Source organism: Serratia proteamaculans, from assembly GCF_008830365.1.
Lineage (GTDB): Bacteria > Pseudomonadota > Gammaproteobacteria > Enterobacterales > Enterobacteriaceae > Serratia > Serratia proteamaculans.
Map to the genome: position 1 here is coordinate 606,209 of NZ_WBKI01000002.1, position 16,333 is coordinate 622,541.

Genomic DNA, 16,333 nt, shown 5'->3' on the forward strand with positions numbered 1-16,333 from the left:
GCAAAAAACCGCGCGGTTGCCCGCGCTGGTTGTTATAGCAAAATTAGTGCATCTTCTGCGCCAGTACAGCAATAGCGGCTGCATCAAAACCGTGGTGCTGACGCAGCCAGCCGCGATCGGCCGCCGCCGCATATTCTCCATCAGGGATCCCCAGACGCTTGAGCGGAATGCCGACACCCGCTTCGGCCAGCACTTCCGCAACCAAACTTCCTAACCCGCCATTCACGTTATGTTCTTCAACCGTAATCACCGCTTTGCATGGTTTCAGTGCCAGCAGCAACGCTGCCGCATCGCAAGGACGAATTGAAGGGACGCTGACCACTTTGGCCTGAATCCCCGCGTCAGCAAGTCTTTGCGCAGCATCGACAACTTCATGTACCGTCGATCCGGTTGCTACCAGCGCAATATCCTCACCTTCGCGCAGCGTCACCACGGCCCCCGGCACAAACTGATAATTTTCATCATGCAGTTCCGGCAGCGCCTTACCATCGAGGCGAATATAAACCGGCCCCTGATAGCGAATGGCATAATCGATAATCTGCCGACATTCTCGCGGTGAAGAGGGCGCGAAAATCTGAATATTGCCGAAGCCGCGCATCACTGCCAGATCGTCAATCGCGTGGTGGGTACTCGCCAGCGGGCCATAGCTGGCCCCTGCGTTGAGACCGAACAGTTTGACGTTAGTATTGTTGTAGCAAACGTCGACTTTAATTTGCTCATTGGCGCGAGAGATCAGGAAGGGGGCGGCATTACAGGTCACCGCCACTTTCCCGCCCAGCGCCAGCCCGGCCGCCGTTCCGACCATGCTCTGCTCGGCGATCCCTACGTTAACCAGGCGGCCTGGGAATTGTTTAATAAAAGGGGCAATCTTTGCCGTCGACGTTGAGTCAGCCACCACCGGTACCAGATCAATACCGCTTTCAACAGCATCAATAAACGCTTGAACCATTACGCTCGCCAGGTGTTCTGCATTACTCATCTTTCAATTCCTCCAGTGCCAGTGCAATTTCTTCGCCTTTCGGTACCCGGTGATGCCATTCCGGGCGCCCCTGGATAAAGGAGATACCGGCACCTTTCGTGGTATTGGCGATAATAACGTTGGGTTTACCTTCCTGTTTCAGGCCTTCCAGCGTCGCAACCACCGATGCCATGTCATTTCCCTGGCACTCGGTCACCGTCATACCGAAGGCTTTCCATTTATCGGCCAGCGGATCGGTGTTCATAATTTCGTGGGTCGGCCCTGCCAACTGGAGGTTGTTCTTGTCATTAATGATAACGATGTTATCGAGCCCGTAGTGTGCTGCAGCCAAGGCCGCCTCCCAGTTACTGCCTTCAGTCAGTTCGCCATCGCCGGTAATTAAAAAGATGCGGCGGGCGCTATTACTTTTTTTCGCAGCCAGCGCCAACCCCACGGCAACCGGCAAGCCGTGGCCCAGCGCGCCGGTGTTGAGTTCGATACCTGGGGTTTTCTGCCGAACCGGGTGGCCAGGAAGATGGGAATTCGGATGCTGATAGGTTTCCAGCCAGTCAACGGGGAAGAAACCCGCTTCGGCCAACACGCAGTAGTAGCATCCCACCGCGTGGCCTTTGGACTGGATGTAAATATCGCGCTGGTCGTCAGCAATACGTTCTGGCGCAACATTCAGAATACGAAAGTAGAGTGCAGTGATCAGTTCAACCTGAGACAGGTCGGCTCCGGTATGCCCACCGGCAGGGCTGTTGGCATTCAATCTGACGATATGGCGACGTATGGCGCGGGCTTTACGCTCAAGTGCCGGGACATCATAGCTATAGGGATTCATTTAATACCTCTGAATTTATTTTCAACTTGGAATATTTATTCCGTCAGGGACTAAAAAAACCAGATATCCCCAGACAAGGCATCGCAAGGCTTCCGCCGCTGCATCATACTCAGGAACATTCTGCCTCCTTACCACCAAGCTTATCTGCGCCTGGATACTTTTTTCAGTTGACCTGGAATCATCAATGAATATATATTCAATAACGATTCTTTATTCAATTATGCAGTCGTTGTTCTGTTTTTGTCCATAGCTGATTTTGAGTATTGGTGAAAGTTAGATATCTATCACACTTAAATGTCTTTTCTTTTCGCGTATGATAAAGAGCTCTAACATAATGGCTGCACGTAAATGATTTTCGGGGATATATATGGCTAAGCAGGATGAACAACGGCTATTAGTTAAGATTGCTACGCTTTACTATCTTGAAGGACAAAAGCAGTCCGATATTGCTCAACTTCTCTCGCTTTCTCAGTCATTTATCTCCCGAGCAATTACGCGTTGCCAAAAGGAAGGCGTGGTCAAAATTAGCGTTGTTCAGCCATCGAATATTTTCCTGAATCTTGAAAAAGGTCTTGAGGATCGGTACGGAATTAAACAAGCCATCGTGGTGGATACCGAAGAGGATGCCAACGATCACACCATTAAGCGCGCCATCGGTTCTGCCGCCGCCCACTATCTGGAAACGCGATTACGGCCGAAAGATCTGATTGGCGTCTCTTCCTGGAGCTCGACAATCCGCGCCATGGTCGATGAGGTTCACGCCCAAAACCTAAAGGCTAACGGTGTTATTCAACTACTGGGCGGCGTGGGGCCTAACGGTAACGTGCAGGCTACCATCCTCACCCAAACCCTGGCGCAACATCTGAACTGTGATGCCTGGCTGCTACCCTCCCAGAGCATTGAAGGCTCGACGGAGGAAAAAAATCGTCTTGTTGCCAGTAAAGATGTCGCCAATGTGATTGCTCGCTTCGATGAAGTCGATATTGCCATCGTCGGTATTGGCATTCTCGAACCCTCACAACTGCTCAAAACTTCAGGAAACTATTACCACGAAGATATGCTTCAAGTGTTGGCGGAACGTGGAGCGGTCGGCGACATCTGTTTGCATTACTACGATAAGAACGGCCAGGCTGTGTTACGCGATGATGAAGATCCTGTTATCGGCATGGCGCTGGAGAAAGTGAAAAAGTGCCCTAATGTGGTTGCCCTTGCCGGTGGCGCCGATAAGGTTGCCGCTATCAAAGGCGCGCTCTCGGGTGGTTACATCGATGTTTTAATCACGGACTACCCAACCGCGCGCCTGCTTGTCGCCGGTTAACTTCCCAGCCAAACACTTTCTCAAGACCTTTACGCTTTAACCCGAGCGTAAAGGTATAGAAAATAAACACATATATTTCAATATCATAATTACACCCACCCTCACTCTCTTTCACCCACATCCGCAAGCGTCATCGATCGGATAAGTGTGATTGCCAGCACAATTGATAACTTTTCCTGTAGCCCGACGGTAACTTTCTGGCTAAGGTATTAAATAAATAATCACTATCGAATATATATTCAGTGATTAAATAAGTGAAAACGAATTGTCACATCATGGCCTGCCAGGCAGCAGTGCGAGAACGAGGAATGCCTCCCCTTCCCCCTCCGCGCCAGGACAAAGTGTGACTCAGGAGACGACCTAATGCAGGCAACACGTAAAGAGTTAATCATTGCACTGGACGAAGGCACCACTAACGCCAAAGCCGTCGTACTCGATAGCCGCGGACACATTGTGGTGAAATTCTCTCAGCCGCTGGCAATTCAAACGCCGCGCGACGGCTGGGTCGAGCAGTCGGGCGAGCTACTGGTTGAAGCCTCACTCGACGTTATCGCTAAAGCCGTTGAATACGTTGGCGCAGAAAACGTTGCTGCATTAGCTGTCAGCAATCAGCGCGAGACCGCCATTGGCTGGTATCGCCAGAGCGGTAAACCGATTAACGCCGCCATCTCCTGGCAGTGTACCCGCAGCGCCGATTTTTGCGATGAACTGCGTTGCGAGAACAAAGAACAGCAAATTAAAACCGCCACCGGACTGCCGATAGCTCCCTTGTTCTCTGCCTCAAAAATGCGCTGGTTGCTGGCGTCTCTTCCTGAAGGCCGCCAGCTCGCAGAACGCGGAGAAATCTGCCTTGGCACCATCGATAGCTGGCTGCTGTGGAATTTAACCCAGGGTGAGGCGTTCTATTGCGATCACTCCAATGCCGCACGCACCCAGTTGCTGAACCTGCAAACCGGGCAGTGGGACAACGAGATGCTGGCGCTGTTCCAGATCCCTCTTGCCGCACTGCCGGAGATTAAACCTTCCAGCGGATTATTTGGTTATACCCGCGGGCTAAACGCGATCCCGGATGGTATTCCGGTGATGGCGATGGTGGGAGACTCCCATGCCGCACTGTTTGGTCACGCCCTCGGCGAACTGGGCTGCGTTAAAGCCACCTACGGGACAGGCTCCTCGGTGATGGCACCGGTGCAATCGGCAAAATGCGACATTGACGCGCTGGCCACCACCATTGCCTGGCACGATGGCGATCGCATCACCTATGGGCTGGAGGGCAATATCCCACATACCGGTGATGCCGTTGCGTGGATGGCTGACAGCACGGGCTTAAGCGAGCTTTCCGCTGCCGAACGGGCTCACGAACTCAATACCCTGCCCGCCTCCGTGGAATCTACGTTAGGCGTCTATTTTGTGCCTGCATTAACCGGCCTTGGCGCGCCGTGGTGGGATGACAGCGCTCGCGGCGTGATTTGCGGCCTGAGCCGTGGTGTCAAACGCGCACATCTGATTCGTGCTGCACTGGAGTCAATTACCTATCAAATCGCCGATGTGGTTGTCGCTATGCGCCAGCAGGATGACTTTCACTTAACAGCATTAATGGTCGACGGTGGCCCAACGAAAAACGACTGGCTAATGCAGTATCAGGCAGACCTGCTGGGTTGCCCGGTGATGCGCAGCAATGTTGCCGAACTTTCGGCGATTGGTGCCGCCCTACTCGCCCGCAAAGCCCTCACGCCAGGTTCGATTACCGACCTGAAGGGCTTTTTAACCGAACACAGTGAATTTATCCCCGACATGGCCCGCCACCAGCGCCTGCAAAAAAGATGGCAGGAGTGGCGCCATGCGGTGAACAGAACATTATGGAAACCGGCATCGTCCACCTGACGCCCACCAGGGAATCTTCGTGTGCGACGAACCTTAATCATCAACCAAAGGAGCCTCTCACCCATAAACTTGATATTCAGGCCTTACGTTGTTTCACCGTACCCGACAATAACAACCAAGAGAGAACATTGTCATGAAATTACGTTTAACGCTTTTAACTGTTGCTACCCTGACCGCTTTTTCTTTTACTGCCCAGGCAGTGGAAAAAGGCACCATCATGATCATGGTAAATTCGCTGGATAATCCGTATTACGCTTCTGAAGCCAAAGGTGCCAGCGAGAAAGCAAAAGAACTGGGATACCAAACCACAATTCTGTCGCATGGTGAAGATGTAAAAAAACAGAATGAACTGATTGATACAGCCATCGGTAAAAAAGTTCAGGGGATTATCCTTGATAATGCCGACTCAACCGCCAGCGTCGCAGCAATTGAGAAAGCAAAGAAATCAGGTATTCCGGTGATCTTAATCAACAGGGAAATCCCTGTTGATGATGTCGCTCTTGAACAAATCACCCATAATAACTTCCAGGCTGGTTCTGAAGTCGCCAACGTATTTGTTGAGAAGATGACGGAAAAGGGAAAATATGCCGAACTGACCTGTAACCTTGCTGACAATAACTGCGTTACCCGTTCTAAATCTTTCCATCAGGTCATCGACCAATACCCGGATATGGTCAGCGTCGCGAAACAAGATGCCAAAGGGACGTTAATCGACGGCAAACGCATTATGGACAGCATTCTGCAGGCGCATCCTGACGTGAAAGGCGTAATTTGCGGCAACGGCCCTGTCGCACTGGGCGTTATTGCCGCGCTGAAAGCCGCGAATCGCACCGATGTTGTGGTTGTCGGTATTGATGGCAGCAACGATGAACGCGATGCCGTTAAAGCAGGAACCCTGCAAGCCACGGTGATGCTCCAGGCTCAGGCGATTGCCGCTCAGGGTGTTACCGACCTCGATAACTACCTGCAAAAAGGTGAAAAACCGGCAAAACAACGCGTTATGTTCCGCGGCATTCTGATCACCAAAGACAATGCAGACAAAGTTCAGGACTTCAACATCAAGTCCTGAGTTCGGGTTGTTGCGCCCCTTCGGGGGCGTATAGGAGAGTTTATGTATAAAAAAACCTGGCTGGCACTGGCCGTTCTTGCGCTTGGAGGCTGTCGTATAGTCTCTCAGCAAGAGCTGGCCGATCTTAAATCCCCGCCCAATCCGCATATGGCGAATATCGATCAGACGTGGCAAGACAAAGTGGTTCCCCAGATCGTTTCTCAGGCCCGTCCCGTTGCCGAGTTAATGACAGCCTTACGCGCGGCTAAAGATATTGATAGCGCTTGCAAAATATTAGGCTATCGCGCTCAGGATGAGAATCCGTGCATTTTTTACGTCAAGGTTGAAGGCAATATCACCCATATTGATTCGACTTCCCGTAGCGGAAAAATGACGATTCAGGATACCGGCGGCAGCAATGTTGTGGTGCAAATTGGCCCAACGCTGCGCGGCACGCTCTTACGCGACGCCTACCAGGACACCAGTTATCAGGACTTTAACGACCAGGTTCTGTTTGGCGAATATGGCCAGGCCATTAACGAACATGCGGTAAAAATGATTCAAGCGGCACAAGTTAAAACGGGCGAAGCTACGCAAGTGTATGGCGTATTCTCGGCCTGGGATATTCCGCAAACCATTCCTGATATTACGCCGGCGAAAATTGTTCGTTTGGGAGGGAAATAAAATGCCACAGCAAGAACTCGTCACTCCCCAAACAGTCGAATCTGAAGTTATTATCGAAACCCGTGAGTTGTCCCGCGTCTATCCAGGGGTCGTGGCCTTAGATAACGTGAGCTACCGGGTCTATCGAAATAAAGTAAACGTTCTGATCGGAGAGAATGGTGCGGGTAAATCCACCATGATGAAAATGCTTGCTGGCGTTGAAACCCCTTCCTCCGGTCAAATTATTCTTGAGGGCACCCCGGTTTCCCTTAGCTCGACTCACCAGGCCGAAAGGAAGGGAATCAGCATCATTTTTCAGGAATTAAATTTATTCCCGAACATGAACATCATGGATAATATCTTCATGGCTAACGAGTTTTTTCAGAAAGGGAAAATCAACGAAAAGTATCAATATGAGTTAGCCAAAAAACTACTGGAAAGACTGGAGCTCAATGTCGATCCCTATACACAACTTGGCGAATTAGGTATCGGCCACCAGCAGTTGGTCGAAATTGCACGTGCACTGTCGAAAGACACTCGCGTATTAATCATGGATGAACCTACTTCTGCACTAAGCCAGTCGGAAGTTAAAATCCTGTTTAACGTTATTGAGCAGCTTAAACGTCGCGGCGTCACCATTATTTATATTTCCCATCGACTGGAAGAACTGATGGAAATTGGCGATCACATTACCATTTTCCGCGATGGACGCTTTATCAGTGAACGTAATGTCAGCGATGCCAGCATTCCCTGGATTATCGAACAGATGGTGGGTGATAAGAAAAAACATTTCGACTATCAGCCCGCGCAGAAAGGCGAGGCGGTACTTGCCGTTGAAGGTCTGACAGCGCTACACCACAGCGGCGGATATAAGCTCAACGATGTGAGCTTCACGCTGAGTAAAGGGGAAGTGATCGGTATTTACGGTCTGCTGGGTGCCGGACGCACGGAGCTGTTTAAAGGCCTGATAGGACTGATGCCTTGCCAGAATGGCAGCGTCCATCTTAATGGCGAAAACATTGGTAAAGCCCAGTTTCAAGCCCGACTTAAAAAAGGCCTGGCGTTAGTTCCCGAGGACCGACAGGGCGAAGGCGTGGTACAGATTATGTCGATTCAATCGAATATGACCTTATCAGATCTTAGCCTGAAAGGTTTTCGCCAGGCATGGAAATGGCTCAACCCGCAAAAAGAACACGCCAGCGTCAAAGAGATGATCCGCGAGCTCGCTATCAAAGTCAGCGACCCTGAACTGCCGATTACGTCCTTAAGCGGGGGCAATCAACAAAAAGTGGTGTTAGGCAAAGCCCTAATGACACGTCCACAGGTTGTTTTTCTCGATGAACCCACTCGCGGTATCGACGTCGGTGCCAAAACTGACGTTTATCACCTGATAGGCAAAATGGCCCAACAGGGTCTGGCCGTGATGTTCTCTTCATCGGAACTGGATGAAGTCATGGCGCTGGCTGATCGAATTTTGGTGATGGCCGATGGCCGAATTACCGCCGATTTACCGCGTCATGCGGTTACCCGCGAAAAATTAATCGCGGCTTCAACACCTCAAGATTAATCAGGCTGGAACCCATCATGAACCAGAAATATATGATTTATATGTACCTGCTGAAGGCCAGAACCTTTATCGCTCTGCTGCTGGTTATCGCGTTCTTCAGCGTGATGGTACCGAATTTCCTGACCACATCTAACCTGCTGATTATGACTCAGCACGTGGCCATCACCGGCCTGCTGGCCGTCGGCATGACGCTGGTAATCCTGACCGGAGGGATCGACCTTTCTGTCGGTGCCGTCGCCGGGATCTGCGGAATGGTCGCCGGAGCATTATTGACTAACGGCCTGCCCTTATGGAACGGCAGCGTCATCTTCTTCAACGTCCCTGAAGTTATTCTGTGCGTGGCCATTTTCGGCATCGTCGTCGGCTTTATTAACGGTGCCGTGATCACCCGTTTCGGCGTGGCACCCTTTATCTGTACGCTGGGCATGATGTATGTCGCCAGAGGTTCTGCCTTGCTGTTCAACGACGGCAGCACCTACCCCAACCTCAACGGTATAGAAGCGCTGGGCAATACCGGTTTCGCTACTCTGGGCTCCGGTACGCTGATGGGTATTTATCTGCCTATCTGGCTGATGATTGGTTTCCTGCTGCTGGGTTACTGGCTGACGACCAAAACGCCACTTGGCCGCTATATCTACGCTATTGGTGGTAACGAATCCGCTGCTCGTCTGGCTGGTGTCCCGATCGTTAAAGCAAAAATATTCGTTTACGCCTTCTCCGGCCTTTGCTCCGCATTTGTTGGCCTGATCGTCGCTTCACAGCTGCAAACGGCCCATCCAATGACCGGCAATATGTTCGAAATGGACGCCATCGGTGCCACCGTGCTGGGCGGAACCGCGCTGGCAGGTGGGCGTGGGCGGGTTACGGGCTCAATTATTGGTGCTTTCGTCATCGTCTTCCTTGCGGACGGCATGGTGATGATGGGAGTCAGCGATTTCTGGCAAATGGTCATTAAGGGCGTGGTGATTGTCACCGCCGTCGTCGTCGACCAATTCCAGCAGAAATTACAGAACAAAGTCATCCTGATGCGTCGCCATGAGGAAAAACTTGCCACGGCTCAGGCCGCCAGTTAATACGCTTTCATTACCCCGCCGCACGCGCTTGCGTCCGGCCTACACAAGGGAAATAACATGCAAAGAAATTTCCATAACAAAACGGTCGTTATCACCGGCGCATGCCGCGGGATTGGTTCTGGTATTGCTGAGCGCTTTGCTCGCGATGGTGCAAACCTGGTGATGGTCTCCAACGCCGAGCGTGTTCACGAAACGGCAGAAACCTTGCGCAAAAGTTACCAGGCCGAGATCCTGTCATTGCAGGTCGATGTCACTGATGAAGCGCAGGTGCAATCGTTGTACGAGCAAGCCGCAGCCCGTTTCGGCACTATCGATGTTTCTATCCAGAACGCTGGCGTGATCACCATCGATTATTACGATCGCATGCCGAAAGCCGACTTTGAGAAAGTGCTGGCGGTTAACACCACCGGCGTCTGGCTCTGCTGCCGCGAGGCCGCCAAATACATGGTGAAACAAAAGCACGGCAGCCTGATTAATACGTCTTCAGGCCAGGGTCGTCAGGGCTTTATCTACACTCCGCATTACGCTGCCAGCAAAATGGGCGTTATAGGCATTACGCAAAGCCTGGCCCACGAACTGGCGCCGTGGAATATCACCGTCAACGCCTTCTGCCCAGGCATTATCGAAAGCGAAATGTGGGATTACAACGACCGAGTGTGGGGTGAGGCCCTGAGTACCGAACAAAAACGCTATGGCAAAGGTGAACTGATGGCGGAATGGGTCGAAGGTATTCCGATGAAGCGTGCGGGTAAACCGGAAGATGTCGCCGGACTGGTGGCCTTCCTCGCATCCGACGATGCACGCTACCTTACCGGACAAACCATCAACATCGACGGCGGCCTGATTATGTCGTAATGCCCGTCAGGAACGACAAAACCAGAATAGTGGCCAGGAAAACGTTAGCCGCAACCCGGGATACTCCTACCCGTCGGTTTACGCCGTATTGCGCCACGGGATATTAATTCAGAGAGTGATGGCTATGATCACAAAAAATTTTTCTCAACAGCTGTTTAGTCTACAGGACCGCGTGGCCTTCGTGACCGGTGCAGGCAGCGGCATCGGTCAGATGATTGCTTATGGACTCGCCAGCGCGGGCGCTCGTGTGGTTTGTTTTGATCTACGCGAAGACGGTGGCCTTGCCGAAACCGTTAAAAATATCGAATCGATTGGCGGGCAGGCCTGCTTTTATACCGGGGACGTTCGTCAACTTAGCGATCTGCGTGCTGGCGTCGCCTTGGCCAAAAGCCGCTTCGGCCGCCTCAATATCGCCGTTAACGCGGCCGGTATCGCCAACGCCAACCCGGCGCTTGAGATGGAAACCGAACAATGGCAGCGGGTTATCGATATTAACCTCACCGGCGTGTGGAACTCCTGTAAAGCGGAAGCCGAACTGATGCAGGAATTAGGCGGTGGTTCGATTATTAATATTGCCTCCATGTCCGGCATTATTGTTAATCGCGGTCTTGAGCAGGCACATTATAACTGCTCCAAAGCGGGTGTTATTCACCTCTCCAAAAGCCTCGCAATGGAATGGGTCAGCAAAGGGATCCGCGTCAACTCCATCAGCCCGGGATACACCGCCACGCCAATGAATACACGCCCTGAGATGATCCATCAGACCCGCGAATTTGAAAGCCAGACGCCGATTCAGCGAATGGCAAAAGTGGAGGAGATGGCTGGCCCGGCACTCTTCCTCGCCAGTGATGCCGCGTCGTTCTGTACCGGTGTTGATCTGGTCGTCGATGGCGGTTTTGTCTGCTGGTAAAAGCGGTGCTTAACTTTTGAGCTGTAGCCGAATGCGGAGGATCCTCTCCGCATTTATCCTCTGTCGTGAGGATTCTCTTTGGGTATTCTACGAGCTGACAATGAAAGTATAGAAAGGGATGCAGAGATATCTGCACTTGGCACTGAATCATTTAACTGATCATGTGAGTCAGATTGAGCACACCAATAATCTTTATCTCATAATGCTCAACGAATAAATACAGCACCCACATCTTAATTTAAAATGTAAGAAACCCAATATGTTATGCGTGCAACAATGACGAGTTTTTCTCTTATTCCAGGCATTATCCAGGCTCAGAGGAAATACTTATTCACTGTCCAGAAAATCATCCCACAGTCAAAAGCAGCGAGCAGGAAAGGTCTCATTCAGAATGGTAAAAGGTGTAAATCAGGCTGTTAATGCTAGGGGGGAATAATTTTTCAATAATTTCATTCTATAGCTGGAAATGACTTTTCCCTGCTGAAATTTTCGAAAATCATTCCATACCCACAGAACAACCTCTTCTTCATCATATATCCATTTCTGGCTTTTCAGTTTCTTGCCTGGCTTCAAAAAAATCGCCCCAGTCCGCCATTGCATACAGGATAGGTGAGAGGGTGTTACCAAGCGAAGACATCGCGTACTCGACCCTCGGAGGTATTTCCCCAAAATCCTTTCTAACGATAAGACCATCCTCCTCTAATTCGCGCAGTTGCTGAGCGAGAATTTTTGGCGATATGGGTCCAAGGCATCTCGTCAGCTCACCAAATCTTTTGGTACCCTCGAGAAGAAAATGAATGATCAGTACTTTCCACTTCCCCCCAATGACTTTCAACGTGATTTCTACGGGACAGCTTGCCTTTTTATTAGCTATAGACATTTCAGGTTCTCAGTATCATTTTGGAAACTAGTAACATAAATGTAAGTAGTTGTGGTTTGGATGTGCAAGATATATTTTATCATTGTCCGACTCAAGTACTTTCACCGAACTGGTGATGTACATCGTCGTAAAAATTGGATATTAAGAGGAACAATATGGCTGCTACCAATGGAATGCTAGACCCAGATGATTCGGTTATTTTACTTATCGATCACCAGAGTGGACTGTTCAATACGGTTCGTGACGTATCCATTCCTGATCTTCGCAATTACGTTACAGCGATCGCGAAGACAGCAACATTGCTGAATATTCCGGTGATCACTACTGCTTCTGTACCAGATGGTCCCAATGGCCCACTGATCCCAGAAATACATCAGTATGCCCCCCATGCAGTTTATGTGCCGCGCACCGGGCAGATAAACACGTGGGACAATCCTTTATTTGTGGAAGAGATTAAGAAGACGGGTCGGAAGACACTGATCATCGCCGGCACGCTTACAAGCGTTTGTATGGCCTTCCCTGCAGTGAGCGCGAGACAAGAGGGCTACAATGTTTATTGTGTCGTCGATGCTTCAGGAAACTGGAGTAAGTTGGCAACTGACACCACTATCGCTCGAGTTACGCAAGCTGGCGCGATCCCTACTGACACCTTCGCTATCGTTGCTGAGTTAATGCGAACCTGGAACCGTGCTGAAGGTTCACGCTTTGCTGAAATACTTTCTGAGCATGTGTGCCCTGAGTACAAGTGCCTGATGGAAAGCTTTAGTAAAGCCCAGGCTGTCGTTAAGGATGGCCCAGAGACAAATCTCGATAAATATCAGTAAAGTATAAATATATGTAAGTAATGCTCGCTGCAAATTTCCTCATATCGCATATGAGTGAGACAGAGGAAACAGAGGGCACTAAAGTGCCCTCTTTCGTGCCAGAATGCAGTGGTTTACTGAATTTGAGCACCTTAACTGGGGTCATATCTCACCTCATAACAACGCAAGGTGACCCAGTAAAAAGAAAGAATTTCAGCGCAGAGTTCAAACGTGAATCTGCACAGTTTCTCAAACCTGGACCAAAAACATTAACGAAGGAGATATCATGTCGATTGAACAAGCATTGAAAACGCGAAAACCCAAGGATATTGTAAAGGCATTCTTAGAAAATACCGCTAAGGATAAAGTTGAAAATGCCGCTAATCAATTAGTAGATATTAATGCTACCTATATCTCGCTCAATTTTAACAACCCTGAGTTAAAACAGATTGAGCCTTGGGCGGGTACCTCCCAAGGGCGTCAAGTGTATATTGATACCTTCGTCAATGTTGGGACCTACTGGAATGTTGATGCCTTTGATATCACTGATATCCTTGCAGAGGGCGATATAGTGGCCGTATTTGGGCAATTTACTTACACCTCTGTCGCGCTGGGACACCAGTTTACCTCCCCCTTTTCGATCAAGGCTAAAGTAGAAAACAGTAAAATCGTATATTTTCAGTTCATGGAAGATACTTATGCCTCTGCGGCATCATTCCGTGCCAGTGGTGAGTGGGTTATCCAGAGCAGAACTGATGTGGCAGCATTTCAGGTAGGGAAAAAATAATCGGTAAAAGACAACATTCCTTTTTTAGGGACGTTTCGATAAACGGATAGGAGTAGCAATTTAATGGACAAGAAAATCGAACGGGTTTTAGAAATGCGGAATGATTATCGTCAACTGATCTCGACTGCCGGTGAGCCAGATTGGGTAGAAACCCTGTCAGCAATAGTTATTCCCACTTCAACTGAATATGATATGCCTGCACGATTGTATGTCCCTGCACAAAAAGAAAACACACTTAAACCTGCAATTCTGTTTATTCATGGTGGTGGCTGGGTCTCGGGCGATTTAGATACTCATGATGTACTTTGCCGCGCCCTGGCCAATAAATTCGGTGCTGTCGTGCTGGCAATTGACTACCGTTTAGCCCCAGAGTTTCCCGCCCCAATAGGGATTGAAGATAGCTATGCAGCCTTACAATGGTTACATCAGCAGGCAGAGACGTTGAAGATCGACCGCAATGCTATTGCAGTAACCGGTGACAGCGCGGGAGCGACAATAGCTATAGTGGTGAATACCCTCACCCGTGATCGTAAAGGCCCTCCCATTTGTGCACAGTGGTTGATGTATCCCAGTGCCAGTTTCGATTTTGACACGCCATCCTTCGCCGTATTTGGTGAAACTAATTTCCCTACTACTGACATTATGAAATTTGTGGCAAGTTGTTACCTCCCTGAAGGGATGGCAATAAACGATCCGCTCGTTTCACCATTATATGGAAATCACCATCACCTTTCCCCGACACTTATATCCGTAGGTGACAATGATCCACTTTACGATGGATGTATACAGTTGGGCGATGTTTTAAACCATGCGGGAGTAACAACCCTGGTTAACGTGTATAAAAATGCTGAGCATGGTTTTATTCAATTCTTTAAAGATACCACCACCCATCCGGCAGGCATGGCTGGATTAAAAGATGGGGTGACTTTTTTGAAACATTACTTGCGCCCCTGATCTTCTTTTTTGGGGGGATATTCCCAGACTTTTCCGTCCCCCAGTTTCAGGTCTGCAACGCGTTTATCCAGGTCAACAAGCTGATTGCTACTTTTGAAGAGCTGCCTCGTTTCCCCATATCATTTAACCAAACATACGAGAAAAAATTGACGAAGTCTTGGCGGACAATGTCACTAATCTGGCACTTTTGGAAAAAGCAGCTGTTGAGGAAGAGGCTTAATTCGTTGAATCTAAATGGTACGCCCTACAGGGCTCGAACCTGTGACCTACGGCTTAGAAGGCCGTTGCTCTATCCAACTGAGCTAAGGGCGCATTGGGATGCGGCAACCGAGGGTTGCGGGAGGGGATTATACGGTCAGGGGTCACTGAGTCAATGCCTTTTCATGACGTTACGGCTGTAGCCGTGCTTTATGGTGTTTTTTCAGCCATTACAGATATCGCTATGAAGTTAACATCGTTATTTATCTTGAGTTCGGCTCAGTACCGGGCGGTAAAAAGGTGTAGAGGATCATTCTGTTGGCATAAAAAAACGTAAATCATGTCAGGCAAACGGCGTCGAACACGATTCAGCGCCTGACAGCGCGCTCCGCTTCTGACAAAATAGCGTCATCCCCGCTTTTCTTAATTGATGGATTTCCTCACTGATGTCAGCAAAGATTATTGATGGTAAAACGATTGCGCAGCAGGTTAGAAACGAAGTGGCTGAGCAAGTTAAACAACGTCTGGCTGCCGGTAAACGCGCGCCGGGCCTGGCAGTCGTACTGGTTGGCGAAAACCCGGCCTCACAGATTTATGTCGCCAGCAAACGCCGCGCCTGTGATGAAGTGGGTTTCCTCTCCCGCTCCTATGATTTGCCTGCCACCACCAGTGAGGCCGAACTGCTGGCGCTGATCGATCAACTGAATACCGACGGCGAGATCGACGGTATTTTAGTGCAGTTGCCGCTGCCTGCCGGCATCGATAACGTCAAAGTGCTGGAACGTATTCATCCGGATAAAGACGTCGACGGTTTCCATCCGTACAACGTCGGTCGCCTGTGCCAGCGCTCGCCTAAACTGCGTCCTTGCACCCCACGCGGTATCGTCACCCTGCTCGAGCGTTATAACATCGATACCTATGGCCTGAATGCCGTCGTGGTTGGCGCATCCAACATCGTCGGTCGCCCAATGAGTATGGAGCTGCTGCTGGCCGGTTGCACCACCACCGTGACCCACCGGTTCACCAAAAATCTGCGTCATCACGTTGAAAACGCCGATCTGCTGGTGGTCGCGGTCGGTAAACCGGGCTTTATTCCGGGTGATTGGATCAAACCGGGTGCGATCGTGGTGGATGTCGGCATTAACCGCCTGGAAAGTGGTAAAGTAGTCGGCGACGTAGATTTTGAAGCCGCCAGCGAGCGCGCAGCCTACATTACTCCGGTTCCGGGTGGCGTTGGCCCAATGACCGTTGCTACACTGATCCAAAATACCTTGCAGGCCTGCGAGGTTTATCACGACGTTCAACCTAAATAAGTAAGGCAGTATGGAAACTTTTAATCTGGATAATCACCCGCACGTCGAACTGTGCGACCTGCTCAAATTCCAGGGCTGGTGTGAAAGCGGCGGTGGCGCCAAAGAAGTCATCGCCGATGGGCAGGTGAAAGTGAACGGCAAAGTAGAAACGCGTAAGCGCTGCAAAATCGTTGCCGATCAGGTAGTCGAGTATAACGGCAGCAAGGTTGTCGTTAAGCCGTAAGCCGTGCTCCATAAAAAAGGCGCTGAGGGTTAACTCAGCGCCTTTTTTGTTTGTC

At 50.2% G+C, this 16,333-nt stretch carries 16 protein-coding genes and 1 tRNA gene; 13 read left to right on the forward strand and 4 right to left on the reverse strand.

All coding sequences use genetic code 11. The annotated features are described in order from the left end of the window. Positions 1-43 precede the first annotated feature (43 nt). Entirely contained in the window at positions 44-979 is a 936-nt protein-coding gene (locus F8R23_RS11900; protein ID WP_151415655.1) for a transketolase family protein, read from the reverse strand. Continuing rightward, positions 972-1,802 carry a transketolase gene (locus tag F8R23_RS11905; protein WP_129935842.1) on the reverse strand — a complete coding sequence of 277 codons (831 nt, stop codon included), beginning with the start codon at positions 1,800-1,802 and terminating at the stop codon, positions 972-974. The genes F8R23_RS11900 and F8R23_RS11905 overlap by 8 nt, the downstream gene beginning before the upstream one ends. Before the next feature lie 367 nt (positions 1,803-2,169). Between F8R23_RS11905 and F8R23_RS11910 the strand changes: the two genes are divergently transcribed. From F8R23_RS11910 to F8R23_RS11945, 8 genes are all read left to right on the forward strand, one after another. Then, entirely contained in the window at positions 2,170-3,120 is a 951-nt protein-coding gene (locus F8R23_RS11910; RefSeq protein ID WP_129935844.1) for a sugar-binding transcriptional regulator, read from the forward strand. 363 nt (positions 3,121-3,483) lie between these two features. Further along, positions 3,484-5,004 carry an FGGY family carbohydrate kinase gene (locus F8R23_RS11915; RefSeq protein WP_151415656.1) on the forward strand — a complete coding sequence of 507 codons (1,521 nt, stop codon included), beginning with the start codon at positions 3,484-3,486 and terminating at the stop codon, positions 5,002-5,004. Between the two features lie 133 nt (positions 5,005-5,137). Continuing rightward, complete coding sequence (locus F8R23_RS11920) at positions 5,138-6,073, forward strand: D-ribose ABC transporter substrate-binding protein (protein WP_129935848.1); 936 nt, start codon at positions 5,138-5,140, stop codon at positions 6,071-6,073. 42 nt (positions 6,074-6,115) lie between these two features. After that, complete coding sequence (locus F8R23_RS11925) at positions 6,116-6,736, forward strand: DUF2291 family protein (protein WP_151415657.1); 621 nt, start codon at positions 6,116-6,118, stop codon at positions 6,734-6,736. A gap of 1 nt (position 6,737) precedes the next feature. After that, positions 6,738-8,282 carry a sugar ABC transporter ATP-binding protein gene (locus F8R23_RS11930; RefSeq protein ID WP_129935852.1) on the forward strand — a complete coding sequence of 515 codons (1,545 nt, stop codon included), beginning with the start codon at positions 6,738-6,740 and terminating at the stop codon, positions 8,280-8,282. A 17-nt stretch (positions 8,283-8,299) separates the two neighbouring features. After that, positions 8,300-9,355 carry an ABC transporter permease gene (locus F8R23_RS11935; protein WP_129935854.1) on the forward strand — a complete coding sequence of 352 codons (1,056 nt, stop codon included), beginning with the start codon at positions 8,300-8,302 and terminating at the stop codon, positions 9,353-9,355. 57 nt (positions 9,356-9,412) lie between these two features. Beyond that, positions 9,413-10,210 carry an SDR family oxidoreductase gene (locus F8R23_RS11940; RefSeq protein WP_129935856.1) on the forward strand — a complete coding sequence of 266 codons (798 nt, stop codon included), beginning with the start codon at positions 9,413-9,415 and terminating at the stop codon, positions 10,208-10,210. A 124-nt stretch (positions 10,211-10,334) separates the two neighbouring features. After that, positions 10,335-11,120 carry an SDR family oxidoreductase gene (locus F8R23_RS11945; protein ID WP_129935858.1) on the forward strand — a complete coding sequence of 262 codons (786 nt, stop codon included), beginning with the start codon at positions 10,335-10,337 and terminating at the stop codon, positions 11,118-11,120. 529 nt (positions 11,121-11,649) lie between these two features. Here F8R23_RS11945 and F8R23_RS11950 read toward each other — a convergent pair. Continuing rightward, positions 11,650-12,000, reverse strand: coding sequence for a winged helix-turn-helix transcriptional regulator (locus F8R23_RS11950; protein WP_151415658.1), 351 nt, complete (start codon positions 11,998-12,000; stop codon positions 11,650-11,652). Positions 12,001-12,155: 155 nt separating this feature from the next. On the opposite strand from F8R23_RS11950, the gene F8R23_RS11955 reads away from it, so the two are divergent. The 3 genes from F8R23_RS11955 to F8R23_RS11965 all read left to right on the forward strand — a co-directional run bounded on the left by F8R23_RS11955 (position 12,156) and on the right by F8R23_RS11965 (position 14,544). Then, positions 12,156-12,824 (forward strand): isochorismatase family protein, encoded by a 669-nt coding sequence (locus F8R23_RS11955; RefSeq protein ID WP_099065383.1) that lies wholly within the window; start codon positions 12,156-12,158, stop codon positions 12,822-12,824. Positions 12,825-13,089: 265 nt separating this feature from the next. Further along, a complete protein-coding gene (locus F8R23_RS11960; RefSeq protein ID WP_151415659.1) occupies positions 13,090-13,590 on the forward strand; it encodes a nuclear transport factor 2 family protein in 501 nt (166 codons plus the stop codon). A 63-nt stretch (positions 13,591-13,653) separates the two neighbouring features. Beyond that, positions 13,654-14,544 (forward strand): alpha/beta hydrolase, encoded by an 891-nt coding sequence (locus F8R23_RS11965; RefSeq protein WP_211369074.1) that lies wholly within the window; start codon positions 13,654-13,656, stop codon positions 14,542-14,544. Positions 14,545-14,779: 235 nt separating this feature from the next. Here the strand turns inward: F8R23_RS11965 and F8R23_RS11970 are convergent. Beyond that, positions 14,780-14,856 (reverse strand) — tRNA-Arg (locus F8R23_RS11970). Between the two features lie 332 nt (positions 14,857-15,188). On the opposite strand from F8R23_RS11970, the gene folD reads away from it, so the two are divergent. Both folD and ybcJ read left to right on the forward strand, forming a co-directional pair. Beyond that, complete coding sequence (folD, locus tag F8R23_RS11975; protein WP_099065332.1) at positions 15,189-16,055, forward strand: bifunctional methylenetetrahydrofolate dehydrogenase/methenyltetrahydrofolate cyclohydrolase FolD; 867 nt, start codon at positions 15,189-15,191, stop codon at positions 16,053-16,055. Between the two features lie 10 nt (positions 16,056-16,065). Further along, the gene (ybcJ, locus tag F8R23_RS11980) at positions 16,066-16,278 is read left to right on the forward strand and encodes a ribosome-associated protein YbcJ (protein WP_129935862.1); all 213 of its coding nucleotides are present in this window, start codon (positions 16,066-16,068) and stop codon (positions 16,276-16,278) included. Positions 16,279-16,333 lie beyond the last annotated feature (55 nt).